Origin of the sequence: Tomitella cavernea, from assembly GCF_016599145.1 — a bacterium.
Classification (GTDB): domain Bacteria; phylum Actinomycetota; class Actinomycetes; order Mycobacteriales; family Mycobacteriaceae; genus Tomitella; species Tomitella cavernae.
Genome location: NZ_JAENKO010000040.1, coordinates 1 through 25,306, shown reverse-complemented (window position 1 = coordinate 25,306; position 25,306 = coordinate 1). Strand labels below are relative to the sequence as shown.

General features: G+C 71.3%; 25 protein-coding genes and 2 pseudogenes. 10 read left to right on the top strand and 17 right to left on the bottom strand.

Going from position 1 to position 25,306, the window contains the following annotated elements; translation table 11 throughout:
- Positions 1 to 102: 102 nt before the first annotated feature.
- The 3 genes from JJ683_RS13700 to JJ683_RS13690 all read right to left on the bottom strand — a co-directional run bounded on the left by JJ683_RS13700 (position 103) and on the right by JJ683_RS13690 (position 4,466).
- Positions 103 to 1,464: an NAD(P)/FAD-dependent oxidoreductase gene (locus tag JJ683_RS13700; RefSeq protein ID WP_200174911.1), complete on the bottom strand. Its 1,362-nt coding sequence runs from the start codon at positions 1,462 to 1,464 to the stop codon at positions 103 to 105.
- Positions 1,465 to 1,554: 90 nt separating this feature from the next.
- A complete protein-coding gene (locus JJ683_RS13695; protein ID WP_200174910.1) occupies positions 1,555 to 2,934 on the bottom strand; it encodes a TIGR01777 family oxidoreductase in 1,380 nt (459 codons plus the stop codon).
- A gap of 59 nt (positions 2,935 to 2,993) precedes the next feature.
- Entirely contained in the window at positions 2,994 to 4,466 is a 1,473-nt protein-coding gene (locus JJ683_RS13690; RefSeq protein WP_200174909.1) for a cryptochrome/photolyase family protein, read from the bottom strand.
- A gap of 215 nt (positions 4,467 to 4,681) precedes the next feature.
- Here JJ683_RS13690 and JJ683_RS13685 point away from each other — a divergent pair, with 215 nt between their 5' ends.
- Positions 4,682 to 5,071, top strand: coding sequence for a hypothetical protein (locus JJ683_RS13685; RefSeq protein ID WP_200174908.1), 390 nt, complete (start codon positions 4,682 to 4,684; stop codon positions 5,069 to 5,071).
- Between the two features lie 86 nt (positions 5,072 to 5,157).
- On the opposite strand, the gene groL is transcribed toward JJ683_RS13685, so the two are convergent.
- Together groL and JJ683_RS13675 are read right to left on the bottom strand one after the other, a co-directional pair.
- Entirely contained in the window at positions 5,158 to 6,780 is a 1,623-nt protein-coding gene (gene groL / locus JJ683_RS13680) for a chaperonin GroEL (protein ID WP_182349047.1), read from the bottom strand.
- A 277-nt stretch (positions 6,781 to 7,057) separates the two neighbouring features.
- Positions 7,058 to 7,870: an HAD-IIA family hydrolase gene (locus JJ683_RS13675; RefSeq protein ID WP_200174907.1), complete on the bottom strand. Its 813-nt coding sequence runs from the start codon at positions 7,868 to 7,870 to the stop codon at positions 7,058 to 7,060.
- Positions 7,871 to 8,043: 173 nt separating this feature from the next.
- Here JJ683_RS13675 and JJ683_RS13670 point away from each other — a divergent pair, with 173 nt between their 5' ends.
- The 3 genes and pseudogenes from JJ683_RS13670 to JJ683_RS19775 all read left to right on the top strand — a co-directional run.
- Complete coding sequence (locus tag JJ683_RS13670) at positions 8,044 to 8,283, top strand: hypothetical protein (protein ID WP_200174903.1); 240 nt, start codon at positions 8,044 to 8,046, stop codon at positions 8,281 to 8,283.
- The gene (locus tag JJ683_RS13665; RefSeq protein ID WP_200174902.1) at positions 8,280 to 8,675 is read left to right on the top strand and encodes a type II toxin-antitoxin system VapC family toxin; all 396 of its coding nucleotides are present in this window, start codon (positions 8,280 to 8,282) and stop codon (positions 8,673 to 8,675) included. The genes JJ683_RS13670 and JJ683_RS13665 overlap by 4 nt, the downstream gene beginning before the upstream one ends.
- A gap of 239 nt (positions 8,676 to 8,914) precedes the next feature.
- A pseudogene (locus JJ683_RS19775) lies at positions 8,915 to 9,541 on the top strand (alpha/beta fold hydrolase); the annotation flags it as partial.
- Between the two features lie 164 nt (positions 9,542 to 9,705).
- Here JJ683_RS19775 and JJ683_RS19165 read toward each other — a convergent pair.
- Entirely contained in the window at positions 9,706 to 10,365 is a 660-nt protein-coding gene (locus JJ683_RS19165) for a hypothetical protein (RefSeq protein WP_242474708.1), read from the bottom strand.
- Positions 10,366 to 10,906: 541 nt separating this feature from the next.
- Here JJ683_RS19165 and JJ683_RS13655 point away from each other — a divergent pair.
- Positions 10,907 to 11,254, top strand: a complete 348-nt coding sequence (locus JJ683_RS13655) for a hypothetical protein (RefSeq protein ID WP_200174899.1) — start codon at positions 10,907 to 10,909, stop codon at positions 11,252 to 11,254.
- Here the strand turns inward: JJ683_RS13655 and JJ683_RS13650 are convergent.
- Entirely contained in the window at positions 11,240 to 12,001 is a 762-nt protein-coding gene (locus JJ683_RS13650) for an EthD domain-containing protein (protein ID WP_200174897.1), read from the bottom strand. The two genes, JJ683_RS13655 and JJ683_RS13650, sit on opposite strands and share 15 nt — an antisense overlap.
- A gap of 223 nt (positions 12,002 to 12,224) precedes the next feature.
- On the opposite strand from JJ683_RS13650, the gene JJ683_RS13645 reads away from it, so the two are divergent.
- A complete protein-coding gene (locus JJ683_RS13645; RefSeq protein ID WP_200174896.1) occupies positions 12,225 to 12,677 on the top strand; it encodes an SRPBCC family protein in 453 nt (150 codons plus the stop codon).
- 237 nt (positions 12,678 to 12,914) lie between these two features.
- On the opposite strand, the gene JJ683_RS13640 is transcribed toward JJ683_RS13645, so the two are convergent.
- Positions 12,915 to 13,532, bottom strand: a complete 618-nt coding sequence (locus JJ683_RS13640; protein WP_200174895.1) for a hypothetical protein — start codon at positions 13,530 to 13,532, stop codon at positions 12,915 to 12,917.
- Between the two features lie 154 nt (positions 13,533 to 13,686).
- Positions 13,687 to 13,923, bottom strand: a complete 237-nt coding sequence (locus JJ683_RS13635; protein ID WP_200174894.1) for a DUF2249 domain-containing protein — start codon at positions 13,921 to 13,923, stop codon at positions 13,687 to 13,689.
- A 122-nt stretch (positions 13,924 to 14,045) separates the two neighbouring features.
- Between JJ683_RS13635 and moeA the strand changes: the two genes are divergently transcribed.
- From moeA to JJ683_RS13615, 4 genes and pseudogenes are all read left to right on the top strand, one after another.
- The gene (gene moeA / locus JJ683_RS13630; protein ID WP_200174893.1) at positions 14,046 to 15,281 is read left to right on the top strand and encodes a molybdopterin molybdotransferase MoeA; all 1,236 of its coding nucleotides are present in this window, start codon (positions 14,046 to 14,048) and stop codon (positions 15,279 to 15,281) included.
- A 139-nt stretch (positions 15,282 to 15,420) separates the two neighbouring features.
- Complete coding sequence (locus tag JJ683_RS13625) at positions 15,421 to 16,242, top strand: phosphatidylserine decarboxylase (RefSeq protein ID WP_372435299.1); 822 nt, start codon at positions 15,421 to 15,423, stop codon at positions 16,240 to 16,242.
- 47 nt (positions 16,243 to 16,289) lie between these two features.
- Positions 16,290 to 17,084 (top strand): annotated as a pseudogene (locus JJ683_RS13620) (CDP-alcohol phosphatidyltransferase family protein); the annotation flags it as partial.
- A gap of 430 nt (positions 17,085 to 17,514) precedes the next feature.
- Positions 17,515 to 18,519, top strand: coding sequence for a hypothetical protein (locus JJ683_RS13615; protein ID WP_200174891.1), 1,005 nt, complete (start codon positions 17,515 to 17,517; stop codon positions 18,517 to 18,519).
- Between the two features lie 56 nt (positions 18,520 to 18,575).
- Here the strand turns inward: JJ683_RS13615 and JJ683_RS13610 are convergent, their stop codons facing one another.
- From JJ683_RS13610 to eccCb, 8 genes are all read right to left on the bottom strand, one after another.
- Positions 18,576 to 19,061, bottom strand: coding sequence for a hypothetical protein (locus JJ683_RS13610; protein WP_242474707.1), 486 nt, complete (start codon positions 19,059 to 19,061; stop codon positions 18,576 to 18,578).
- 177 nt (positions 19,062 to 19,238) lie between these two features.
- Positions 19,239 to 19,529 (bottom strand): WXG100 family type VII secretion target, encoded by a 291-nt coding sequence (locus tag JJ683_RS13605; protein ID WP_200174889.1) that lies wholly within the window; start codon positions 19,527 to 19,529, stop codon positions 19,239 to 19,241.
- A 65-nt stretch (positions 19,530 to 19,594) separates the two neighbouring features.
- Entirely contained in the window at positions 19,595 to 19,903 is a 309-nt protein-coding gene (locus JJ683_RS13600; RefSeq protein WP_200174887.1) for a WXG100 family type VII secretion target, read from the bottom strand.
- 83 nt (positions 19,904 to 19,986) lie between these two features.
- Positions 19,987 to 20,313: a hypothetical protein gene (locus tag JJ683_RS13595; protein WP_200174885.1), complete on the bottom strand. Its 327-nt coding sequence runs from the start codon at positions 20,311 to 20,313 to the stop codon at positions 19,987 to 19,989.
- On the bottom strand, positions 20,295 to 20,672 hold the full coding sequence (locus tag JJ683_RS13590; protein WP_200174883.1) for a hypothetical protein: 378 nt from the start codon (positions 20,670 to 20,672) through the stop codon (positions 20,295 to 20,297). The genes JJ683_RS13595 and JJ683_RS13590 overlap by 19 nt, the downstream gene beginning before the upstream one ends.
- 79 nt (positions 20,673 to 20,751) lie before the next feature.
- The gene (locus JJ683_RS13585) at positions 20,752 to 21,981 is read right to left on the bottom strand and encodes a C40 family peptidase (RefSeq protein WP_307810928.1); all 1,230 of its coding nucleotides are present in this window, start codon (positions 21,979 to 21,981) and stop codon (positions 20,752 to 20,754) included.
- The gene (locus JJ683_RS19160; protein ID WP_307810927.1) at positions 21,978 to 22,289 is read right to left on the bottom strand and encodes a type VII secretion target; all 312 of its coding nucleotides are present in this window, start codon (positions 22,287 to 22,289) and stop codon (positions 21,978 to 21,980) included. The genes JJ683_RS13585 and JJ683_RS19160 overlap by 4 nt, the downstream gene beginning before the upstream one ends.
- 235 nt (positions 22,290 to 22,524) lie before the next feature.
- Positions 22,525 to 25,306 (bottom strand): type VII secretion protein EccCb (eccCb, locus tag JJ683_RS13575; RefSeq protein ID WP_200174879.1); only part of this gene is annotated, 2,782 nt, incomplete at its 5' end.

Here is a 25,306-nt window from a genome sequence, read left to right as displayed (position 1 = left end):
CTTTCAGGAACCCTCCGGCCCGCAAAACCGACGTCATCACACACGAGTCGTCCTCCCGTGAACGGTACGTGGGTATACCCGTAGTCCGTGACGGGCCCCGGCCTACCGCCCTGCCGCCGCGGCCCGGGGGCGCGGGCGGTCCCAGCTGCCGCCGATCCGCTCGGCCGCACGCAGACCCGACGCGGCGCCGTCCTCGTGGAAACCCCAGTCGTAATAGGCGCCGGCGAACGCGACGGCGTCGGTGTCGAGTTCCGGCAGCCGGGCCTGGGCGGCGACAGAGGCCATCGTGTAGATCGGGTGCTCGTAGGTCATTTCGTCGATGACGGAGGCCGGATCCACCAGGCCCGCGCCGCCGAGGGTGACGAGGAAGCGCCGGTCGCCGACCTGCTCGTCCAGCCGCATCAACCGGGTCAGGTCATAGGTGACGACGACGCTGCCGGCGTCGGAGCGCCCCGCCGGGGTCAGCTGGTTCCACGAGGCACGGGCACGGCGGGCGCGGGGCAGCACGGACTCGTCGGTGTGCAGCAGCGCATGATTGACCGAGTACGGCATGGCCCCCAGCACCGCGCGTTCGAACGGCGTCGGCTCGTCGAGCAGGCCCAGAGCCTGGCGTGGGTGCACGGCGATCACCGCCGCGTCGAACAAGTCCGCGGCGGTGGTGGTCCCGTGGCCGCACCGGTAGGCCAAACGCACTCCCCCGCTGGGGAACCGCGTCACCCGCAGCACGGGGGCGTCCGTCCGTACCTGCGCGACCCCGGCCGCCACCGCCTCGACGTAGCGGGCGGACCCGCCCACTACGGTGCGCCACCGGGGCGAACCGAAGACGGTGAGCATGCCGTGGTGTTCGAGGAATGTGAACAGGTAGCGGGCCGGGTACTCGCCGGCCTGCCGGGGATCGCAGGACCACACCGCGGCCACCAGCGGGGCGACGAAGTTGTCGGTGAAGTAGCGGCCGAACCCGTGCCGGGCCAGGAACGCCGTGAGCGTCTCTGCCGCATCCGGGCCGGCGGCGGGCGCCGCCAGGGTGCGGCGCGCGGCCCGGTGGAAACGCGGCACCTCGGCGAGAAGGTGCAAGTAGCGCGGGCGCGTCAGGTTCCGCGCCGTCGGGAACAGTCCGCCGAGGCCGCGGGCGCCCGCGTACTCGAGACCGGTGGCCGCATTGCGGACGGACATCGACATGTCGGTGTCGCGGGTCACGACGCCCAGCTCGCCGAACAGGCGCAGCAGGTTCGGATAGGTGCGGTCGTTGTGGACGATGAAGCCCGTATCCACGTCTACGCTGCGGCCGCGTCCGAGGTCGACGCGGTGCGTGTCGGCGTGGCCCCCGAGGCGGCCGGCGGCCTCGAAGAGCGTCACGTGGTCGTGGCGGGAGAGCACGTGCGCCGCCATGAGACCCGCGATACCGCTGCCGATCACGGCGACTCGCCGAGGACGCGTCGTCGTGGCGGGATGCTGGTAGGTCATCGGCGGCTACTCCATCGTCGGCACAACGTTGATTGCTGAGGTGGATTCGGCGCCGCAGCGCCCGCGGATGGGTACGGGGGTGCGCGCCGCTCACGCCACCGCGTGCAGCCCGGCGCCGCGGTGGCGGCCGAGCTGGTGCCGCAGACACTGCTCCAGCTCCGGGCGACGGAAACGGTGCTCGCGCCCGGTCAGCACCTCCGGCACGACGTGCTGGTCGGCGAGGGCCAGCTCGCGGGCGCCCTGCGCGCCCAGCAGCAGGCGGGGTCCGAGTGCCGGCACGGGCATCCACGACGGGCGGTGCAGCACCCGCGCGAGCGTGTCCGCGTGCTCGGCCGCGGTGACGGCTCCTGGGGCCACCGCGTTGACCGGCCCGCTCAGCTGCGCGTCGTAGAGCGCGCGGTGGTAAACGTCCGTCAGGTCGTCCAGGTCGATCCACGACAGGAACTGCGTGCCCGCGCCGAGCCGCCCGCCCAGGCCGGCGGTGAACAGCGGCCGCTGCAGACGCAGCGTGCCGCCGAGCGGGCTCTGCACGATCCCGGTACGCACCTGCACCGTGCGCACCCCGCCTACCGTCGCAGGCCGGGCTGCGTCCTCCCATTCGCGCACCACGCCGGCAAGGAAGTCCGCGCCCGGCTCGGCGTCCTCGCCCAGAATCCCGCCGGGGCGGTCGTGACCGTAGTAGCCGATCGCGGACGCGCTGACGAACACGTCGGGCCCGTCGTCGGCGCGGGCGGCGGCCTCGGCGAGCCGGCGGGTGGGGCCGACGCGGCTGTCGCGGATCGCGCCCTTGTGGGCGTCGGTGAACCGTCCCGCGATCGGCGCGCCCGCCAGGTGCACCACCGCGTCGATGCCCTCCAGGAGCCCGGGCTCGGGGGCCTCCGGGTCCCACCGGCGTTCGTCCCGGGCGACCGGCGCGCGGCGGACCAGGCGGAGCACGCGGTGCCCGCCGGTGGTGAGGAACGCGCACAGTGCGGAGCCGACGAGCCCCGACGCCCCGGTGACGGCGACGACCGACGGCGCCATGCCGGCGGCGCGCGCCCGTGCGTGCGCCGCGAGGTCGTCGGCGAGCTGCCGGTGCCGGTAGGCGAAGGTGGGGCGCAGCAGCGATTCCGGCACGGGTGTGTGCACGGTGTCGGTGAGCCGGGTGCGCCCGTTGCCCGCGTCGCTGAACTCGTGCACGTGGCGCCACGGGCCCGCTGCCGCGGCGGGCAGCGTCGACCAGCCGCCGTTCACGCGTTGATCGACGAAGCGGCGGGGTGGGTCGTACTCGTCCGGCTGGTGTTGCGCATACCAGCGGAGGCCGCCGGGCAGCCCCAGGACGGCGCTCCCGTCGGCCAGCGAGGACGCCTCGGCGATAGCGCGCATGGGCTGCCAGGGCGGGATGAGGCGGTGGAGGGCGCCGGGCCGCGCGTGCCAGGCGAAGACCTCCTCGCGCGAGGCGCCGATGACGCTCGAGTAGGTGATGCCCATGTGCCGTCATACCTCCTGGTGGTTACGCCCTTCAAGGTCTGTGCGCAGGGCGGCGGTGGTCATCGGATTTCCCCGAACCGGGCCAGTGCAACCACCCGTTCCTCCGCATGGTCGACGATCGGCGACGGATACGCGGAAGTATCGGCGTATCCGGGTGTACCGACGGAGACGGGCATATCGGCGGAGACGGGGCCGTTGACCGAGAACAGGGGAGCTGCCGCGCCGCGCGCCCAGGGCCGGTGCACCGCTTTGCCGTCGATGTGCCGCAATTCCGGCACCCAACGACGCACGTAGTCGCCGTCCGGGTCGAACCGCTCGCCTTGCGTGACGGGGTTGAACACGCGGAAGTAGGGGGCGGCGTCGGTGCCGCACCCGGCCGTCCACTGCCAGCCATGCTGGTTGGATGCCAGATCACCGTCCACCAGGTGTTTCATGAAGTGCCGCGCGCCGCGCCACCAGGGCAGGTGCAGGTCTTTGGTGAGGAACGACGCGGTGATCATCCGTACCCGGTTGTGCATCCAGCCTTCGCCGAGCAGCTGCCGCATACCCGCGTCGACGATGGGATAGCCCGTGCGGCCCTCGCGCCAGGAGTCGAACGCGGCCTCCGCGTCCGGTCCTGCGTCGTACCGCATCGCGTCGAACCGCGGGTTGTAGTTGCGGCGCGCCGTGTCCGGCCGGTGGAACAGCACGTCGGCGTAGAAGTCGCGCCAGGCCAGCTCGCTGCGGAGCACGGATGCGGCCGAGCTCGGGCTCTCGCGCAGATCGTGCAGCACCGTGCGGGGGTGGATGCACCCGAACTTCAGATGCGGGGAGAGCCTGGTGGTGGCGTCCCGGTCCGGCCGGTCGCGGTGCGTGTCGTAGCCGGTCAGCCGCTCGTCGCGGAACGTCCGCCACCGGCGCAGCGCCGCCGCCTCGCCCGGTGGCGGCAACGCAGGACCGTCCCGCTCGTCGCCGATGCCCGGGAGTGCGCCGAGCGCGGAGCACCGGAGCGCACCCGCGAGCGGGGGGAGTTCGGCCGGGTCGAGCCAGGCGAGACTGTCCGCGGTGGTGGCGGCCGGCGAGCGCCAGCCGTGGTCCAGCCAGCCGCGACGGTAGGAGGTGAAGACCTTGTAGGGCGTACCGGCCTTCGTGCTGATGCGTCCTGGGGTGACGGCGTAGGGCGATCCGGTGCGGATGAGGGGGACGCCCGCCGCTGCAAGTGACGCTTGGACCGCGTCGTCGCGTTGCGTGCCGTACGGGCCGAAGTCGGCGCTGACGTGTACGGAGTCGGCATTGATGGAGTGGGCGAGCTGAGGAATGACCTCCACCGGGTCGCCGTGGAGGAGAAGGAGCCTGCCGCCCAGGTCGGCGTCGAGGGCGCGCAAGCAGCCGGCGAGGAAGGCGATCCGTGGGGAGCCGGCCGGGCGCAGCAGCGCATCGTCGAGGACGAACACCGCGAGCGCACGTGTGCTGCGGTCGCGGGCGGCGAGCAGTGCCGGCAGGTCGGTCAGCCGCAGGTCGCGGCGGAACCAGACGATCGCGGGATCGGGCATGGGGACAGCCTTCCAGCAGGGCCTCTGATCCCGCTATCTCGATGTCCACCAACCCTGTGGAATCTCACGCCCCGGCGTTCACAACCAGCCATCTCGAAAATGCCGCTGGTTCGTTGACATCGGCCCCACGACCGGGAAAGGTCCCTCTTGTGCCGGTGGTCTAGCCCACTCGCACATTGCAACTGAACATCTCAGCGACAACGGAGGCAACTCACGTGCGTACCCACACTTCTGCCCTCAAGCGCGTCGTAGGCGGCGGTTTCGCCATGGCTGTGGCGGCGGCATTCATCGTCCCGGGCGTCGCGTCGGCCGAGGACAACACCGACGCCGGTTCGAGCGAATTGCTCGGCTCGATCACGGACATCCTCGGCGACACCGGCAGCTCCGAGACCGATGCCGCCGACGAGGGCGATTCGATGTTCGGCAGCGTGACGGCGGTCCTCGGCTGCTTCTCCAGCGACGAGGGAACCGGCACCGACAATGAGGACGCCGACACTGGCACGGGTTCGATCACCACCATCATCGACTGCGTCATGGGCGCCATCGGTGGCGACGACAACGGCGACGGCGGAGACAGCGAAGGCACCAACACCCAGACCACGTAGGCCACCGCACCGCAAGTAAAAAGGGTCGGGCCCCACACCATCCCGGTGTGGGGCCCGCCCTTTCTGTCAGCGCGTGCGCGGCGGACTCAGAAGTCCATGCCGCCCATGCCGCCGGTCGGGTCCGCCATGGGGGCGGCCTTCTCCGGCTTGTCGGCGACGACGGCCTCGGTGGTGAGGAACAGGGCCGCGATGGACGCCGCGTTCTGCAGCGCCGAGCGGGTGACCTTCACCGGGTCGTTGATGCCGGCGGCCATCAGGTCCTCGTACACGCCGGTGGCGGCGTTGAGGCCCTGGCCCGCGGGCAGCTCGCGCACCTTCGCGGCGACGACGCCCGGCTCCAGGCCGGCGTTGTCGGCGATCTGCTTGAGCGGCGACTCCAGCGCGACGCGGACGATGTTGACGCCCGTCGCCTCGTCGCCCTCGAGCGCGAGGCCGTCGAGCGCCGGGACAGCCTGCAGCAGGGCCACGCCGCCGCCGGCGACGATGCCCTCCTCGACGGCCGCCTTGGCGTTGCGCACGGCATCCTCGATGCGGTGCTTGCGCTCCTTGAGCTCCACCTCGGTGGCGGCGCCGGCCTTGATCACCGCAACACCGCCGGCCAGCTTGGCCAGGCGCTCCTGCAGCTTCTCGCGGTCGTAGTCGGAGTCGGAGTTCTCGATCTCCGCGCGGATCTGGCTCACGCGGCCCGCGATCGACTCGGAATCGCCCGCACCCTCGACGATGGTGGTCTCGTCCTTGGTGACCACGATCTTGCGCGCCTGGCCCAGCAGCTCCAGGCCCGCGCTCTCCAGGGAGAGGCCGACCTCTTCGCTGATGACCTGGCCACCGGTGAGGATGGCCATGTCCTGCAGCATCGCCTTGCGGCGGTCACCGAAGCCGGGGGCCTTGATGGCGACCGACTTGAACGTGCCCTTGAGCTTGTTGACCACCAGCGTGGACAGGGCCTCGCCCTCGACGTCCTCGGAGATGATGGCCAGCGGCTTGCCGGACTGGATGACCTTCTCCAGCAGCGGCAGCAGATCCTTGACCGTGGAGATCTTGGAGCTGACCAGCAGGATGTAGGGATCCTCCAGGACGGCCTCCTGGCGCTCCGCGTCGGTGACGAAGTAGCCGGAGATGTAGCCCTTGTCGAAGCGCATGCCCTCGGTGAGCTCGAGGCTCAGACCGAACGTCTGCGCCTCCTCGACCGTGATGACGCCTTCCTTGCCCACCTTGTCCATGGCCTCGGCGATGAGCTCGCCGATGGACATGTCGCCCGCGGAGATGCCGGCGGTGGCGGCGATCTGCTCCTTGGTCTCGACCTCGGTGGCGGCCTTGAGCAGCGACTCGGACACGGCCGAGGTGGCCTGCTCGATGCCGCGCTTGAGGCCCAGCGGGTTGGCGCCGGCCGCGACGTTGCGCAGGCCCTCGCGCACGAGCGCCTGGGCGAGCACGGTGGCGGTGGTGGTGCCGTCGCCCGCGACGTCGTCCGTCTTCTTGGCGACCTCCTTGACCAGCTCGGCGCCGATCTTCTCGTAAGGGTCCTCCAGCTCGATCTCCTTGGCGATGGACACGCCATCGTTGGTGATCGTGGGGGCGCCCCACTTCTTCTCCAGGACCACGTTGCGGCCCTTGGGCCCCAACGTGACCTTGACGGTGTCGGCGAGGGAGTTCAGGCCCCGCTCGAGGCCGCGGCGGGCCTCTTCGTCGTACGCGATCATCTTGGCCATTGCGAAGTGATCCTCCAGGTAGGAAGGCTGACACACGGGGCGGGCGGATGGTGCCGCACCCCTAGTACGCTGCTGGCCAGGCTCGGTGCCCGCGACGGACGACCGCCGCCAGTGCCGCACGCGCAGTCACGTGCGGGCGGCCACGGTCTCACCGTCCCGACCTGGCACTCACGCGCGGCGAGTGCCAACCCCATTTTTAGCACTCACCACCTGAGAGTGCAAGGCATCGCGGGCCCCGCCGGTGGGCCTGGCGGAACTCGGCGGTATGTGGGGACCTTCAGGATCTGCCGAGCAGCGCCGGCAGGTCTCCGATCGAGTCGATGATGCGGTCGGGCTTGTCCGGCGACACGTCTACCACGGCCTCGCGGTACTTGCCCGTGCGCACCAGCGCGCCCGTGAGACCTGCGCGCTGCGCGGCGATGACGTCCGAGTGCAGGTCGTCGCCCACCATCAGCAGCCGCGTGGGCTCCACACCGACGACCTCCGCTGCCGAGAGGAACGCCGTGATCGACGGCTTGCCCACCACGGTGATCCCCTCGCCGCCCGCCTCTTCCAGCCCGGGAAGGTACAGCCCCGTGTCCACGCGCAGCCCGTCCTCGGTCGCCCACACCACACCCCGGTGCATCGCGACCACCGGCGTGCCCTCCAGCATCAGCTCGACGACCCGGCTGAGCGTGAGGTGATCGAAGGCCGCGCCCGCCCCGCCGAGCACCACCAGCTCCGGGTCGGCAGCGTCGAACGCCACCCCCGTCATGTCCTCGGTGAGGTCGGCCCCGCTGTTGATCAGCCACACGCGTGCGCCCGGGTGCGTCGCCTGCAGATACTCGGAGGTGAGCACCGCGGCGGTGAGCACCTCGTCGGCATCCACCGCGATGCCGCCGGCGGCCAAACGCTCCACGATCTCCGCGCGCGTACGCGAGGTGGTGCTCGTGAGGAACGCGCGCGGGATGCCGCGGCGCTCCAACTCCTCGAGCGCGTCCGCCGCACCCGGCAGCGGACGCCAGGAAGTGGCGATCACGCCGTCGATGTCCAGCAGCACGCCGTCCACGTCCACCGGATGCGCGCTGCCCGCGCCCGCCGCGTCACTCATGGGTTCAGCGTAGTGCGACAGACTGCGGAGCGGTTCCCTGTCGCAGACCGCCCCGGCGGCCCTTCGAGCGCCGACCAAGCGCTTTCTGCACGATCCTCGTGCAGAAAGAACTTGCTCGCCGGGGCGGGCGCCAAGTGGGTGCACTCTGCACCCACCATGACAATCCTGGAGGCATGGCAAGGGTCGTGCAGATCAGGGACGTCCCCGAGGAAGTGCACACCGCCCTGGCCTCGGCGGCCGCAGAGCAGGGATTGTCGCTGACCGGCTATCTGCTGCGCGAGTTGAAGCGCACCGCGGCGCGCACGCAGACTGCCGCAAAGAATGCCGAGGTCATCCGCCGTACACAGCAGCGGGTAGTCGCCAGCGTGGACCGTGACACTATCCTCGATGCGCTCGACGAGGGCCGCGGGTGAAGGTGTACGACGCCGGCGTCATCGTCGAACTCCTCGTGGCAGACGTGGATCCCGCAGCCGTGGGGGACGATCCGCCGGCAGTTCCCCACCTCATCGACAGTGAGGTCACCAACGTGCTAAGCACCCTCGCGCGACGTGCGATCCTCACCGACGCACAGGCAACCACCACGATGGACGGCTTCCTCGCGCTCTCGTTCGACCGGTTCCCAGCCGAGGGGCTGCGGCCGCGCATCTGGTCACTGCGCCACAACTTGTCGGCCTATGACGCGACATACGTGGCGTTGGCAGAATCGATCGACGCCACGCTCATCACCACCGATGCCCGGTTGGCGCGAGCACCCGGACCGCGGTGCGCCATCGAGCACCTACCGGCGCACACCGCCCACGCCTGACAGTTCCCGCTGATCAAGCAGTTTCTGCATGATCCGCGCGGGAAACGTGCACAAACTGCTTGATCGGCGGGCGGGGCCGAGTAGTTCGCTGCCCGGATCCGCAAGCGACGCCGCGCACCCCTGTTAGCCTCACCGTCATGCTCATCGAGTTCATGCGACTGCGCGCCCACTGACCCGGCGCACTCCGCCCGCCCCTGCAGCGGGCCTCCGACCCGGCGGTCAGAACCCCGCCGGCTCCGATGTGTCGCCGATGGATCGAACTTCCTTCGACCGACAGGCAGTCACGCATGTCTATTTTCCACTCCGGTGCGGGTGCACCGACCTATCTGTTCGTGCACGGATCCGGAACGAGCTCGTTCATGTGGGCCCCGGTCCAGCGTGCACTCGCACTGCGCGGCGTCCGCTCGTACGCCATCGACCTGCCCGGTCACGGGCTCGACACCCCGGACTCGCAGTCGTATCAGGCACCCCAGGGTCTGGACGCGTGGGCGACTGAACCCTCTCCGCTCGCGGAGATCACGCTGGGAGACAACGTCGAGGCGGTGGTCGAAGCCGCCCGGCGTCTGCGCGCGCACGGGCCCGTCGTCCTGGTGGGCGCAAGCCTGGGCGGCATCACCATCGGCCGGGTCGCCAGTGTGGCGCCGGAACTCGTCGACGGGCTGGTCTACGTCTCCGCCTGGGCGTGTGTGGAGCGGTCGGGACCGTATGGGTACATGACGGAGCCGGAATTCTCCTCCAGCCTGCCGCCCGACCTGGCGGGGCTGAACGTCGGCGACCCCCGGGGCTCTCGGCGTCGGGCGGGCGCCATGCAGGACAGGATGATCCGCGAAGCCGACGAGCGTTTCCCGGTCAACCCGTTCACGGTGCGGACGTTGCGCGCCTCGCACGCCGGGTTCGCGCTCGACGGCGACGGGTTCGCCGAAGTGCTGCCTGCGACGCTGAGCGAGCACACCGGCCTTCACTGCGCCGAGCACAGCAGCGCCGGCTCCGGGGGCGGACGCTCCCGGGACCGGCGCTGCCACTTGCAGTGCTACTTCTCGGTGCCGAACAGGCTGCCGAGGCTGCCGAACAGATCCAGGCTGCCCAGAGCGGTGCCCGCCGTGGTCTCGCAGCCGGTGACAGTGACCGGTCCCGCCCAGCCCTTTTCCTCCGCCGCGGCCCATCCACCCGCGGGGCTGCCCCGGTACATCTTGAACGTGACCGTGTGCGTGCCGTCCTCGGTCGGCGCGATACCCAGATCGTCGAGGTTCACGGTGTTCTCATCCACCGCGACGTTCCAGCCGTACTTGTCGCTGTACTTGTCGTTCAGGGCCTGCGCCGCATCAGCCTGGTTGGTGACAACCGGGCGGTACACGTCGAAGAATTCACCCTCCCCACCGTCGATCTTCGCGTCCTCGCCGTCCACGCGGAAGTCCGCCACCCAGTTGATCGCGTCGCTGTTCTTCGCGCCCAGCGTGAAGTCGATCGTGCAGTTGTCGTACCCGGTGGCCGCGACGGTCACGCGCTCGTCCGGGGAGTAGCTGACGACCCCCGTCTCGGTCGCTTCCGGGGCCGCCCCCTCCCCGCCGGAAGACCCCAGGCTTCCGAGCGAGCCGCTCGGCGCGGCCGCGGCGACACCGGGTGCGACGAACGCGCCGGCCAGGGCCACCGCGCCGATACCCGCGAGCATCGAAGTCCGTACTGTACGCATGAAATTCACAACCTTCTCTTTTGCGCGATCTCGACAAAACAGTTGAAAAGCCCGGCTCCGCAGCAGCTCCTCGCGCCAAGACGCGCCGGAATCCAAGTCATGGTTGGGACCATACACATGAAGTCCGACAACAAGGAAGCCGTCCCGAAAACTGCAGATTCGGCGTCAGCCGAACGCTCTACATCGGTTGTGGACGAGCGGCTCATGGGATAGTTTTCCCGCACGATGGAACGGAACGGACGACGGTCGGCCGCCACCGGACAGGTCGCGGGTTCCCGCGGACAATCCAATGCAAACCCGGGTCTTCCTGGTCTTTCCCGGCCGTCCCGCTCACCCCACGAACGGGCGCCTGCCACACGGCCCCACAGGATCGGCATCAGTAGGGCACGACGACGGTGTGGAGCGAAAACGTTCCCCACACCAATTCTGTCCATCCCGACTTGCCTGCCGTTGTCCACACTTGCTAGACAACTCATGACGCAAAAACACTGGGCAGGAACCGCGGAGAGGCCGGAAATAAATGAAGACTTTCGCCGTACGGGTGAACTCCGACGCGCACGGCTGGGCCCTTGAAGTTCCCGCCGTCGACCGCGTCGCATTCGCTCGTAACATCCGCGATGTCGCCGAAAAGTCCACCGACCTCATCTGCGCGGTGACAGGCCTCGGCGCCGCCGACATCGCGCTGGACATCACCTGGCCCCTACCCATCATGGAGACGCTGCACCGGATCGACGAGGCACGGCGGCACCGGCGGAGGGCGCAGGCGAACGAGGCGGAGACGCTCCGCGATGGCATCCGCCAATTGCGCGAGTGCGGCGCGAGCTACCGCGACGTAGGTGCGCTGGTCGGATTGTCGCACCAGCGCATTCACCAGCTATCCGAAGGCTGATCCGAATGTCGGCGGCACGGGCATGTACCGGCTGGTGGGCACCACGTCGATCTTCTCGGCCGCGCCGAACGTGGTCGTCGACGCTCCCATCGCGTCGGTCCGCCGTTTGAGCTCCGCCTTGGCGTCGTCGCGCTCGCGGTCGACGCCGTAGAAGGCGTAGATGTCGGATTTGGCGGCGTCGGGGAACTGTTCCTCGACGATCGCCGCGAGCGGGGGCGCCCCGTCCGTCACCGCGCGGATCACGAGGTTCTGCACGTACCCGAAGGTGCCCTGCACGTCGATGGCCACCTGCGTGTGGTGGTCCTGCCAGCGTGCGCGCCAGTGTTCCGCGTCCATGCCGTCGGGGCGCCGCAGCAGGGCGACTCCCGTGAACCCGCGTACGCGCGCGCCCGCGCCGCAGCCGTCCGGCGCGGGCATCGCCATCGGCACCGACTCGGTGACGAGCCACCCCTCGGCCCGGCCCGCATGCGATTGCAGGATCTCCTCGATCCGCCGGCGTTCGGGCCCCTGGCACCGGTCCAGCCATACTGCGACGAACGCGGAGACCGGACGGTCGAACGTGGTCAGCCGCAGCGGCGCGTCGGCGACAGCCCCGTCGTCGGCGCACACCTGCACGCCCCGCGCCCCGACCGCGGCGATCCGCTCGGCCACGGGACCGCGCAGCGCGGCCGAGAACGCGTCACGCGCGGCCACGTCCCCCTCGCCCGCCCCGTCGTCACGCCACAACGCGTAAATGACTTTCTCCATAGGGCCCTCCCGTTCGCCGCCCGCCATCGAACCCCGCAGCCTTCGGCCGGGGCCGTCCCTGATGGTCTACCGTCGGATACCCGCCACCGTTGTGAGGACTGCCACTGGCCGGGAGCGCCTCCGCCCACTACGCTCCACATGGCTGTAAACGCGGGTTGCAGATAACGGGCCCGCAGCGGGACGGAAGCCCGCCCCTCAGACCCCGGACAGATTGGAACACCCCGTGACCGACGAGTTGAAGGCCACCATCGAGATCGAAGCGCCCCCGGAGAAGGTGTGGACGATCGTCTCCGACCTCAAGCGCATGGGCGAGTGGAGCCCGATGACGCGCAAGATGCGCGTCACCGGCCCCGTGGGCGTGGGCGCCAAGACGTTCAACCTCAACAAGTCGGGCTGGCGCGTGTGGCCGACGACCTCCAAGGTGGTGCGCTACGAGCCGAACAAGCAGATCGCGTTCCGCGTCAACGAGAACCGCACGATCTGGTCCTACGAGCTGAACAGCGACGGCCACACCACCACCGTCACCGAGCGCCGCGAAGCGCCCGAGGGCACGTCGAAGGTCTCGCAGTTCCTCGTCAAGTACTTCATGGGCGGCACCGAGCCGTTCGAGCAGAACCTCACCAAGGGCATGGACGCGACGCTCGCCCGCATCAAGCGCGAGGCCGAGGCGGCCTGACCTCTGCACCGCCGCATCAACAGGTCCGGCCGGGTCAGAGGCACAGCATGATCTTGCCGGCATGCCGTCTTCCGGCCGGTTGCTCCTGCGCCGCGGACGCCTGCTCGTCCTCATGGGTCGGCACCTGCTACTCACGTATAGGCCACGTCACACGGTAGCGACGCGACGGCGCCCCGCGCTCGTGCAGAGTGCGGGGCGCCGTCGCGTAGTGCCGCCCGCCCGGTGCCGCCCGCCCGATCAGCCGGCGGACAGCGAACCGAGCGAACCGCCGCCGAACAGCGAGCCCAGGGATCCGGAGAAGATGCCGTCGCCGCAGAACGGGCCATCGCCCTCACAGGCACCGCGGTGCCTGTGAGGTGCTGGCTGCCGGCGATCAAGCCGGCCGTCGGCAGGCAGCGAGCCGCCCACCGCGGTGATCATGAACGTGGAGGTGCCGTCCTCGTTCACGACAGGCCCTGCAACCTGGAGATCGTCGGGTCCGACGCCGGTCGCCCAATCGTCCGTCTGCATCGAGGTGCCGAACCAGGTGTCGTCGGCGGGCTTGATGGACACGTCGGACTCGTCGTAGGTGTAGCCGGCAGGCAGCGTGACCGTGAGCGGGAAATCGTTGATCGCCCGATCGGTGGCGGCGACGGTGCGCCAGGTCATATGAGTGGCGTCGCCCCACTTGTCGGTGCGCAGGTAGCCCGCGGAGTCGAACTCGGGCGACACGAACACGTCGAGATCGGCCGTCGCGGAACTGTCGAGCGCGAAGTTCGTCGCCGCATGCCAGTCGACAGTGCAACCGGTCGACACGTCACCGAATCCGTTGCCCGGCATCTCGTCGGGCGCACGCGCCCCTGGATGCTGTGCCACACCACGACGGGCCGCGGCATCAACCATGACTGCCTCGGACCGCCGCCAGAAACGGAGCGCGAACTCACGGTAAATATCCCGCGTTCGCCTGTCACGCATGCGACTGTCACCCGATCGAACGACGCGACGCCGGAGCGTGCCCGCACGCGACCACTCACGGACGTCCGATACGCACCCGCCACGTCTCCGGCCCCTCCTCGAAGTATTCCCAGGTGAAGTCGCCTTCGTGTTCCGCCGCGAACTGGTAATACAGCGGCTTCGGGTCGTGATCGTTGACCAGGATGAAGCCCTCGCCCGCGCCGCAGGCCCCGTAGCTCTCGAAGATCAACTGGTGGCGCCGCGCCGGCGGCTCCGTGCGCACGTCCAGGACCGCATCCTCTACCGCTGCCATGTTCCGCACTCCATCTCCACGAGCCCGCCGAACGTCCAGACCCGAGGTCTATTACCGAATGATTACCCCTTAAATTATCCCTGTCGGGCCACGGCCGCAAGACCGTCCTGCACAATGGCCTCATGCGCACCGTTGCCGAGCACCGCGCCGTGGTCGCGGCCCTCCTCCCCCGTTCCGCTGCCGCGACCGACCTACCCCTGACCGAGGCGGCCGGGCGCCCCCTGGCCGCGGACCTCGTCGCCGGGCGCGCACTCCCCGCCTTCGACAACTCGGCGATGGACGGATACGCCGTCCGCGCGCACGACGTCGCCGCAGCCTCCGAAGACGAGCCCGTCACCCTGCCGGTGGCCGCCGACATCCCCGCAGGCCGTACCGACACCCCGCCGCTCGATCCGGGCACCGCGCACCGCATCATGACGGGCTCGCCCCTGCCGGTGGGGGCTGACGCGATCGTGCCGGTCGAAGACACCGCCCCCCTCGGCGGACCCGCCCCGGGCACCCCGCCTGCCAACGCGGTCCCCGGCCGCGTCGCGATCCGCCGCGCGCCCACCGCCGGGCGCCACATCCGGCGCGCCGGCAGCGACGTCACCCCCGGCACCGTCGTCCTGGAGGCGGGTGCCGCACTGGGCGCCGCGCAGCTCGGCCTGCTGTCCGCGCTGGGCGCGCCGCACGCCACGGTCGTGCCCCCGCTCAAGGTGCTGGTGCTGTCCACCGGCAGCGAGCTGGTGGAACCGGGCCGCGACCTGCTGCCCGGGCAGATCCACGAGTCCAACGGAATCATGCTGGCGGCCGCGGCGCGCGAGGCCGGGGCCGTGGCTGAGCAGGCGCACTTCGTCGCCGACGACGCCGACGCGTTCCTGTCCGTGCTGCGGTCCGCCGACGCCGACCTGGTCATCACCTCCGGCGGGGTGAGCATGGGCGCCTACGAGGTGGTCAAGGACGCCCTCGCCGGCCGGGGCGTCGAGTTCGTCCGGGTGGCCATGCAGCCGGGCAAGCCGCAGGGGGCGGGAATCGTCGACGGCACCCCCGTCGTCACGTTGCCGGGCAATCCCGTCAGCTCGCTCGTCTCGTTCGAGGTGTTCGTGCGTCCCGCGCTGCGTGCGGCGATGGGGTACCGCGACACCGAGCGGCCGCGTCGGCGCGCGGTGCTCTCCGAGCCGCTCGTGGCCCCCGCCGGCAAGACGCAGTTCCGGCGCGGCGTATTCGACCGCGACGCCGGCACCGTCACCACCGTCGGGCCTCCCGGGTCGCACCATCTGCGGTGGATGGCCGCGTCGAACTGCCTGCTCGAGATCGCCGCGGACACCACCGCGCTCGACGCCGGGGCCGAGGTCACCGTCAGGGACCTCACCGTCTGATCCGGCCGCCACCACCCCGCCCGCGTCGACGCCCTCACCTGCGCGGGTGCGACGACGCCGCCGCGTGTTGGCACAATGGGCCGATGCCCCGCCACCCCGCAGCAGGCGGGGGCCGCGACCGAGGAGACGACTGAACACAGTGGCGCGCCGACCGAAGTCCACCGACGTAGAAGGCCCGGGCAGTCCCGGCGCCCCGGGATCGCAGGCCGCCGGGCAGCCCGCCTTCTCCCTCTCCCACGCGGTGCACCTGATCCGCACCACCGTGCCGCCCATGGACCGCGCGGGGACGCCATTCGTGGCGGTGCCCCTGGCCGCGGCGTTGGCGGGCCGACGACGGCGGTACGTGCGCGGTCCCGCCCTCGCCGCCGCCGCGGTGACGGGCGCGTTCTTCCGCAACCCGCGCCGCGTCCCGCCCACGCGCCCCGGCGTCGTCGTGGCGCCCGCCGACGGCGAGGCCGTGCTCGTCGACCACGCCCCGCCGCCCGCGGAGCTCGGCATGGGCGAGGCCCCGCTACCCCGTGTCGGCGTGTTCCTTTCCGTCCTGGACGTGCACACCCAGCGTTCCCCTGTCACCGGCGTGGTCGAGCGAATCGAGTACCGCAAAGGCCGGTTCCTCTCGGCCGACCTGCCCGATGCGGCCGAGGTGAACGAACGCAACGCCGTGGCCCTGCGCACGCCCGACGGGCACCGTGTGATCGCGGTGCAGATCGCGGGACTGCTGGCGCGCCGCATCGTGTGCCGCACCGGCGAGGGCTCCACCATCGGGATCGGCGAGACCTACGGGCTGATCCGCTTCGGCTCGCGCGTGGACACGTACCTGCCCGCCGGGTCACGGATCCTCGTCGAGCCCGGACAGCGCACGGTGGGCGGCGAGACCGTCCTGGCCGAGCTTCCGGACAGCGCGCCCACCCCCGACGCGCCCGGCCCCGATGCTCGCGACGCCGGGAGGGCCGACCGGTGAGCGGCCCCGTCGTCGGGCCCGCCGAGGACGCCGACGACCGCCAGGGCATGCGCATCAGCACCATCCGGCTGTTGCCCAGCACCATCACCATCGCCGCGCTGTGCTCGGGGTTGTCCGCCCTGCACTTCGCGCTGCTCGGCAAGCCGGGGGTGGCGCTGGCGCTCATCGCGCTCGCCGCGATCCTCGATTCGCTCGACGGGCGCGTGGCCCGCATGCTCGACGCCACGACCAAGATCGGGGCCGAGCTGGACTCGCTGTCCGACGCGATCTCCTTCGGCGTGGCGCCCGCCCTGGTCATCTACGTATCCCTCCTCGAGGGACACCGGCTGGGGTGGATCGCGACGCTGCTGTTCGTCGTGGCGATCGTGCTGCGCCTGGCCCGGTTCAACACGCTCGTCGACGACGACACCGCCCCCTCCTACACCAAAGACTTCTTCGTCGGCGTGCCCTCGCCGGCCGGGGCGCTGGTGGCGATGGCGCCGATCGCCGCGGAAGAACAGTGGGGCGACGGATGGTGGACCAACCAGGTGCTGGTGATGGTGTGGCTCCTGTTCACCGCGGTACTCATCGTCTCGCGCATACCCACCCTGGCGATGAAGGCCGCATCCGTGCCCCGGCGCGCGGCGGTGCTGCTGCTCGGCGGCGTGGCCGTGACCGTCGCCGGACTGGTCACCTACCCGTACGTGGTGCTGCTGGTGCTCGTCGCGGTGTATCTGGTGCACATCCCGTTCGCGGTGCGCAGTCAGCGCTGGGTGGCGGCGCACCCCGACGCGTGGGATTGCAAGCCGGCCGAACGGCGCGCGATCCGGCGCGGCCGCCCCGACGCGGACACGAGCGAGGCAGACTACGGCCCGAACGCACCTCGATCTTCGGTCGATACGTCCGGCCGCGCGCACCCAGCCGAGAAGACGCCCGGACCCGCACGGAGCACGGCATCATCCGCAACGGCCACGCCCGTCGCATTCGACCGCCCCGCCGCCTCGCAAGGCGCGTCCAGCCGCCGACTGCGGCCGGGGCGGAGGATGCGGCGAGTGCGCGTGGCGGGCCGGCGCAGGCAGTAGGCAGGGGCCGGCCGGGCACTACGTCATCGGAAAGGGCGGGTTCGGGATGGGAGGGCACGCAGTGACGCGCAACTTTCGCATGCCTCCCTCCCCGGCGCCGGGGCCGTACCGCAGTCCGGGCGGCCAGAGCTCTCAGTGGCCCGGCGTCGAAGCAGTGCGGCGGCGGCGGTGGCACCGTCGGCGCCGATGGGCGCAGTCATGGGCGCAAGACGTGCTCGACCGCGCCGTCACCATGATCGACGCCGACCCACGCGCCACCGTCGTCTCGGCCCGCCTGGACGATCAACCGGGCTACCTGAGAATCGTCTACCGGCGCGCCGACGCTTCGCGGCTGTTCGGGTTCCGCGCCGACGCACTCGGGGTGCACCGCCATCCGGAGAGCCTCCATGTCCCTGCGGCCGATGCGGTCGCGGACGGCATTGCCACCGCCGTCGGCGTGACACCGTCCGGGAACCGGCAGCCGGCGCGGCCGATCCGCGATGGCGGGGTCCTCTGGTGGGGCGACGGCTACCCGCACGACCGGAACGCGCCGGTGGCGGACCCGGACGACACTGCGGGGTTCGGGGCCCTCACCGCCGGCGACGCGCGGGCATGGTCGCAATGGCATGCCCGCGGACTGACCCCGGTGACCGATACGGCGCCGGCGGAGTGGCTCCCCCGCGGCGCCTTCGTAGCCGGTCGCGCCACCGGCTACCCCGCAAGGGTGCGCCTGTCCAACCCGGATGATCCCGACGACTTCGACGGTGTCGCCGGTCTGCCCGACGCCGTGCTCGCCGCCGTCACCGCCGCACTGTCGCGCGCCACCACCACGCCCTCCACATGCTGGTACGCCGTGGAGGAGGGGACGCCGGTCACGCGGAGCAGCCACGCCGGCACAGGCGCGTCCTACGTCCCCGCGGGCGCACCCGCACCGCAGACGCCCCCGGCCGGACTGCCGACGATGTTCCTCGACGGGCCCCGCGCGACGATCGGGGGCGTCGGTCACGGCAGCCGGTACGTCCTGTTCAGCGGACCGGCCGGCGCGGCGCCGAACATGGGCTGGAACCCGACCCCCACCCGGTTCCAGCGTCAATGGCCCGACCTGATCTGGCCGGACGACAGGGTGTGGCTCGCCGCGTACGAGGCGTACGACAGCGACCTCTTCATCGCCGGGCCCGTCGCCCTGATCGATGCGCTGGCCGCCATTCCCGGTGTGGGCGCCGAACGCGTGCAGTAGATCGCTTTCGCACACCAGAGCGCATACCCGGTCCGCATAGTCGCGGGCATGGTGCATCACATCTCGATCGCCCAGAGGTAGGTCCGCTCGCCGTGGTCCACAGCCGGATCCCACGCAGCACGGAGGAAGCCGTCTGCGGGCACAACCTGCGACTCGCAATACATCAGCGTCGGCGATGGTGCGGGCCGGTACTCCGGCGGCGCGTTGGCGAAGTCCGCGGAATCCGCCAGATGACACGATGCGAGGCCCGAAGATCTGCGCATCTCGCGCGCGCCCGCACCGGATGCCGAGTCCACGACCAGATACGCGCTGGAATCCGGAAATGAGGAATGGTGCTCGTAATAGACGACCGTATCGGTCTCCGCTAAGCGCAGGCCCAGGTAGGTCGCGAGGGAGACCGCGCCCTGCCGCTCCTGCCGAGTGCTCATCCAGTGATACAGCGGCGGGGCGCCGAACCAGAGGCCCAGCGCCGCCACGGCGCACAGCACCGCGACAGCCCCGGCCCACCACCGCGCGGATCGCCCTCGAACCCGATCGAGCATCCCCCAATGGGACCACACTGCGGGCGGAAGACGTCGCGTCCTCGGCAGCAGAGTGCGCCCAATCTCATACGACGTCGTCAGCCGACGACCGGGTGACCTGAAATGGTCCCGCGATGCCGACCGGGCGGGCGCGCACCGCGCACCCGCCCGGCGACGGCGGCCTCCGGTCTCGCTCGGCTACTCCCAGCTGGCGGCGGCCCGGGCGTTGGTCTCGTGCATGAGGTCGTTGCCCTCCCTGACCTTGCGGCTGATCACCTGCAGCACCTGGGTGAGCTCGACGTACGCTTGGTCGAACTTCGACTGCGACGCGTGGTAACTCGCCTGCGCCTCGCCCTCCCACGACCCCAGAAGCGTGCGGACGTTAGTGTCCAGGTCGGCCTTGTGCCCGTTGAAAGCCGCGATGTGGCCGTCGATCTCCGAGGCCGACTGCTCGATGCCGCCGAAGTCGTAGTGGATGCGTCCCGTCATGGTGTTTCCTTCCCGAGTGGTGCGCAGCCGGGCGAGTGTCCACGCCCGCTCCGCGCGAAGCGATGTCAGAGGTCGAGCGCGCCGCCGACCTGGCTCAGCGACTGCGCGCTGTCCTGGCTGGTCCCCTCGTAGCCGACGCTGTTGCCCTTGATGTTCTCGCTGATCTCGACCAGAGACAGCTGCATCTTGTTCATGCTCGCGTGGTACCGCTGCATGACGCCCGCGAAGGCAGTGTGCGCGTCGCCCTGCCACGACGCGGCCACGCCCTCGACGGTCGCGTTGAGCCGGCCGAGCGTCGCCTTCATCTGCTCCGAAGCGTCCATCGCCCCCTGCGCCGATGCGCGCATCACCTCGGTGTCGGTGGTCAATGCCATTGCTGTGCTCCTCCCCTATCCATCGGTGCGGGGCCTGCTTCGGCCCCGCCGAAATCCGTTGTCCCGCGAGCGCGGGACGGCGGTCACTTGCCGTCCGCCAGGCCGAGCTCGACCTGCACCTCGCGGTGCCGCCGCGCCAGGTCGTGCGACGCCGCGGCGAACGCCTCGACCACGCGCGCACCGAGGTCACACCCCCGCACCGGGCGCACATCGCCGTGCAACCGCAGCCCCGCGGGCACGCCCAGTCCATCGACGTCGGCCTCGACGCTGCCGTCGGCGCTGCACCCCGTCCCGACCGCGGCCCGCATCCGCTCGGCGCAGCGGCGCAGATGTTCCACCTGGGTCCAGGCCCCTTCCACCGCCGCGGCGAGGTCGTCGCTGTTCTCCAGGGTCAGGTCCTGCTCAGCCACGTCTCCGGTTCCCCCTCCCCGCACGCCCGCCGCCCGATTGCTGCCGCCCCGGCCGCGTCAGTCAGTCCGATGCGACCCAGGAGTCCGTCGTCGATCCCGCCCGCGGCGAGCTCGGCACGCTGCCGTGCCTGCGCGGCGGCCGCGGCCGCCGTGCACACCCGCAGGATCCGCCCCGCAAGCCGTTCCCTCCCGCATCGCGCCGGCAGCTGCGCGTCGACGTGCACGTGCACCGGCAACCCCGACTGCGCGGCGCGCACGCGCACCGCACCCGAACGCTCCGCGGCCCCCGCCGCTTCCCCGCAGTCCTCATCGTGCGCCCCTCGGGGCACCTCGTTACGCACTGCCTCACCGATCACCATCGCTCCCCCTCGCCTTGTCCACTACCGGCACTCCCCACGCCGGTTCACATCCCGCCCCGCACCGGATGAACGTAGGCGCTCATCCGGCCGTCGGCCGATAGAATCCCTGGAACTGCATGTCCCCGTTGGTCGTCCGTAGCGCGGAGACCTGGACGGGATCGCCTGCCTCGATCATCCTGCCGTCACCGAGGACCATCGCGACGTGGCCGTCCCACACCGCCAGGTCGCCGGGGGCCACCACGTCGGCCGACACCGGCATGCCCACCGACTGGTTCTGCGCGAGGCGAGGCAGGTCCACGCCCGCCTGCCCGTACGCCCACTGAGTGAGCCCGCTGCAATCGAGGCCCTCCCCGGCATCGGTACCGCCCCAGCTGTACGGCACGCCGCGCTGCGTGAGCGCCGCGCGGACCGCATCGGCCGCCTCGGCGTTCGGGGCGGTGACCACGTCGCCGCTCGGCAACCTGACCTCCGCCCCGGCGCCCATGAAGCCCGTCCCGGCGCCGGACGCGACCGCACCGTCGGCGGCGACCGGGGCCGTCTGCGCACCGTCCGCCGCGCCCGCGCACGCCGGACAGGTGCAGCCGGGCGGGCAAGCCCCGTCTTGGCCCGCCCCGACGCCGCCGGATGCGGCGTCGGCTGACGCCCCTTCGCCCGCTGCTCCGGCTTCAAAGTAGGCGTCCACCTGGCTCTTCACGTCTCCCCAGGCGCCGGCGGCCGCCATGCGCACTTGCCCGGCCAGATCGGCCCCCGCCTGCGAAAGTCCCTCGGCGAAGCGCACCAGCCCGGCGCCGTCGGGCATCGTCGGCAGCGGCACCTGCGGGATGAACTCCGCCATCTCGGCGGCGTGCGCCTCCAGCTCGCCACGCATGCGGGCCACCACCGCCAGCGCCTGCTCGATGTGGTCGGCGGCCGCGGCCACCACCGCGACCTGCCCCGCCGGGGTGAGCAGCGCGGGCCCCTGGCACGCGACGACGGCGAGGAACGAATCGAGGATCCCGCCGAGCTCCCCCACGCCGCGGCGCACCCCCGCTGCGGCGTCGCCGAGCACCGCGGCGATGCCGTCACCCTGTTCCACCAGCGCCGCCCCGGCGCGGCCCGCTTGCGCCGCCAGCCGTGCGCACGCCTCCGCGTCCACCCCCTCCCAGCCCGCGCCCACCGCGCCGGCCGAGGTGACCCCCGTGCGCATCGCCGCCGCGATTCCCGCCGACGCATCGCGCACGCGGGCATCCGCGCCGCAGGCACCCAGATCACCGGTGCCGGACTGCGCGATCAGGTCGGTGATGGGCCTGGCCAACGCCTCCGCGATCACAGCCCGCCCTCCGCCGCGAGCGCGGACGCCTGCGCGGACTCATGCTTCTCGTAGGCGTCAGCGATGGCCGTCGCCGTCGCCCCGGCGGCACCGAGGACCGCTCCCAGCCCGGCCGCGCCGGCGGCGTGTGCGGCGTGTGCCGCCGCGAAGGACTCGACGAATCCGCCGCCGAGGACCCCGAACACCGGGCCGAGCGCCGCTGCCACCCCTGCGGTGTCCGCGTCCGACGCCGCACCGACCCCGTCACCGGCCCCCGCGAATTCGTCTGCACACCATCGGATGTGGTCGACGGACGCGATCAGATTCACTATGCGATCCCCCCAAGACACTCGTGCCGTTCCGCCTGAGGCTCCCCGGCAACTCCCCCACACGACCCGGCCGCTCCCCAGGTGCGCCCGGCGCCCGCGCCGCCCCCGCGGCCGAACGATTCCGACACTACACCGAACGGCCACCGGCGGTGCCGCGCAAGGAGAGTTATCCACAGGCTCGTGCACCCGGCGAATCCGCGGCATGGCATCTCACGGCGCATCATCCTGCACCCTGTCACCCTGCAGCATCGGAGAACGCCAGCTGCACCAGCCTTCGCCCTCCGGACCTGCTCACCAGCACGCCCCTTCCGGGCGGCATCCGATCCGGCCGGGCGCCGCCGATCAACGGCCCCTCGTCGCGGCTGCCGTTCATGACGATCCCGTCCGTGGAGAGGTCCTTGAGCCGGCCGAGCACCGGATCGAACAGCGCACGTGCGGCGCCGCCGGTGCGCCGGGCGACGACGAGGTGGAAGCCGATGTCCTTCCCCTGCGACAGGTACTCCACCAGCGGCTGCAACGGGTTTCCGGATGCGGTGGCCACCAGGTCGTAGTCGTCGACGACGAGGACGATCTCCGGGCCCTCCCACCAGGAACGGGCACGCAACTGCACCTGGGTGACGTCGGCGCCGGGCAGCCGGCCGACGAGCACCGACTGCAGGTGCGCCACCATCCGGCCGAGGACGTCGCCGGTGGTGGCGTACCCGGCCAGGTGGGGACCGACGACCTCGCCGAGCATCGTGCGGCGGTAGTCGACCACGATCAGCTTCATTTGCTCGGGTGTGTGCCCGTCCACCAGGCCCCGACAGAGGGTGCGCAGCGCGCTGGTCTTGCCGGATTCCGGGTCGGCGAACACCATGAAGTGCGGCTGGTCGCCCAACCGCGCGAACACCGGCGCCAGCGCGGCCTCGTCCAGGCCCAACGGCACGGAAAGTCCGGCGCCGCCCGGGCCGCACCGCTCCACGAGCGACTCCCGGAGCAGGATCCGCGGGAGCATGCGGACCTCGGGCGCTGCGCGGCCCGGCCACCGTCCGCGCAGCAGCTCCACGGCGGCTTCCGCATCGTCGACTGCCGCACGCCCTTCACCGCTGGGCGGTGTCAGCCGCGGCTCCGCGATCAGCAGGTGCAGGCCCTCCCCTGTGAGGCCGCGGCCGGGGCGGCCCGCCGGAACCTGCGCTGCACGCTTGCGGTGCATCTCCGAGTCTGCGGGGTCCCCCAGACGCAGTTCAATGCGAGTGCCGATCATGTCTTTGAGCGCCGGTCGGAGCTCCGCCCACCTGTTCGCCGTGACGACCACGTGGACCCCGTAGGACAGCCCGCGCACCGCGAGCGCCTGGATCTGCGGTTCGAGCTGCTCGAACTCCTGACGGACCACGGCGAAGCCGTCCACAACCAGGAACACGTCGCCGAACCGATCGAGGCGGTCTCCCACCGACCACCCCGGCCCGGCGCGGAGGGCACGGAAGCGGTCCATCGACTCGACCCCGAGCCGCGTGAACTGCTCTTCCCGGGCATCGACGATCGCGGTGAGCTCCGCGACCGTACGGCGCACAAGGTCGGTGTCGCGTCTCCCGGCCACCGACCCCACGTGCGGCGCACCGGACAGGCAAGCGAGGGCCCCGCCGCCGAAGTCGAGGCAATAGACCTGCACCTCGTCCGGCGAGCACCGCGCCGCCAGCGCCAGCACCAGAGTGCGCGCCGCGGTCGACTTGCCCGACTGCGGCCCGCCGACGATCGCGGCATTGCCGCCGGCGCCCGCCAGGCGCACCGTGAGGACATCGCGCCGCTGGTCGAACGGGCGGTCCACCAGCGCCAGCGGAACCGTGAGGTCGCCCTGACCGTGCCGCGGGTCCGCCGCCTCGAGCAGTGCGGCGAGCGCGGGCGGCGCACCGAGCGGCGGCAACCACACCTCGTGCGCGCGGTACGCGCCGGACCGCAGTCGCCCGACGACCACGTCCAGCAGCACCGGGGCGGACTGCTCCACCTCGGCGGGCGGGGCGGCGGGGACGAGCATCGACGCCTGCGGCGGCGTCCGCGGTTGCGCGGTGAACTCCATCGCCCATGCGCGCTGCACCTGCTCCACCGACATGGCCGTTGCGCCACCCCGGGGCGCCTGCCCGGACACGTAGGATGCGGTGAACCTGATGAGGTCGCCGGAATCGCACTTGAGGTACCCGGATCCCGGAACGGGCGGAAGATGGTACGCGTCCGGCACCCCGAGGACACTCCGGGACTCGTTGCCGGAGAATGTCTTCAGGCCGATCCGATAGGACAGGTGACTGTCGAGCCCGCGGAGTCTGCCCTCGTCCAGCCGCTGGCTGGCCAGCAGCAGGTGCATGTGCAGCGAGCGGCCGAGTCGGCCGATGGCCACGAACAGCTCGGCGAACTCCGGCTTCTGGCTGAGCAGCTCCGAGAACTCGTCGACGACGATGAACAGCGCGGGCAGTGGGGCGAGGCCGGCGCCGTCGGCGCGCGCCGCCTCGTAGTCGCCGACGTTCGCGAAGTTCCCGGCGGCGCGCAGCAACTCCTGGCGGCGGTGCATCTCTCCCGCCAGGGCGTCGCGCATGCGGTCGACCATCGACAGCTCGTCCTCGAGGTTCGTGATGACGGCAGACACGTGCGGAGCCTTCTCGAGCCCCAGGAACGTCGCACCGCCCTTGAAATCCACGAGGACCAGGTTGAGCTGTTCAGGACCGTGGGTGATCAGCAACGAGACCACCAGCGTGCGCAGCAGCTCGGATTTGCCCGACCCCGTGGCGCCGATGCACAGGCCGTGCGGCCCCATGCCGCCCTCCGCGGCCTCCTTGAGGTCGATCTCCACCGGCATGCCGGAGGGATCGACACCGATCGGCACTCGCAGGCGGTCGCGGCCCGTGCGCCGCACCCAGGCGCGCTCGGGGCTCAGGGCGAACGGGTCGACGACTCCCAGCAGCGACAGCAATCCGCGGCCACCCGCCCCGGCGGTCGCGCCCGCGTCCGGCCCGCCGTGCGCCACCCGGTAGCCGGCGAGCGCCCGCGCC

Excerpts from the sequence above, each read along its gene's own strand:
- JJ683_RS13635 (WP_200174894.1), bottom strand. The coding sequence starts at position 13,923 with ATGGCAGCGGTAGAGGATGCGGTCCTGGACGTGCGCACGGAGCCGCCG.
- JJ683_RS13610 (WP_242474707.1), bottom strand. The coding sequence starts at position 19,061 with ATGCTCGATCGGGTTCGAGGGCGATCCGCGCGGTGGTGGGCCGGGGCT.
- JJ683_RS13690 (WP_200174909.1), bottom strand. The coding sequence starts at position 4,466 with ATGCCCGATCCCGCGATCGTCTGGTTCCGCCGCGACCTGCGGCTGACC.
- JJ683_RS13695 (WP_200174910.1), bottom strand. The coding sequence starts at position 2,934 with ATGGGCATCACCTACTCGAGCGTCATCGGCGCCTCGCGCGAGGAGGTC.
- JJ683_RS19165 (WP_242474708.1), bottom strand. The coding sequence starts at position 10,365 with ATGCGTACAGTACGGACTTCGATGCTCGCGGGTATCGGCGCGGTGGCC.
- JJ683_RS13650 (WP_200174897.1), bottom strand. The coding sequence starts at position 12,001 with ATGGAGAAAGTCATTTACGCGTTGTGGCGTGACGACGGGGCGGGCGAG.
- JJ683_RS13590 (WP_200174883.1), bottom strand. The coding sequence starts at position 20,672 with ATGGTGATCGGTGAGGCAGTGCGTAACGAGGTGCCCCGAGGGGCGCAC.
- JJ683_RS13675 (WP_200174907.1), bottom strand. The coding sequence starts at position 7,870 with ATGAGTGACGCGGCGGGCGCGGGCAGCGCGCATCCGGTGGACGTGGAC.
- groL (WP_182349047.1), bottom strand. The coding sequence starts at position 6,780 with ATGGCCAAGATGATCGCGTACGACGAAGAGGCCCGCCGCGGCCTCGAG.
- JJ683_RS13700 (WP_200174911.1), bottom strand. The coding sequence starts at position 1,464 with ATGACCTACCAGCATCCCGCCACGACGACGCGTCCTCGGCGAGTCGCC.
- moeA (WP_200174893.1), top strand. The coding sequence starts at position 14,046 with ATGCGCACCGTTGCCGAGCACCGCGCCGTGGTCGCGGCCCTCCTCCCC.
- JJ683_RS13605 (WP_200174889.1), bottom strand. The coding sequence starts at position 19,529 with ATGACGGGACGCATCCACTACGACTTCGGCGGCATCGAGCAGTCGGCC.
- JJ683_RS13670 (WP_200174903.1), top strand. The coding sequence starts at position 8,044 with ATGGCAAGGGTCGTGCAGATCAGGGACGTCCCCGAGGAAGTGCACACC.
- JJ683_RS13600 (WP_200174887.1), bottom strand. The coding sequence starts at position 19,903 with ATGGCATTGACCACCGACACCGAGGTGATGCGCGCATCGGCGCAGGGG.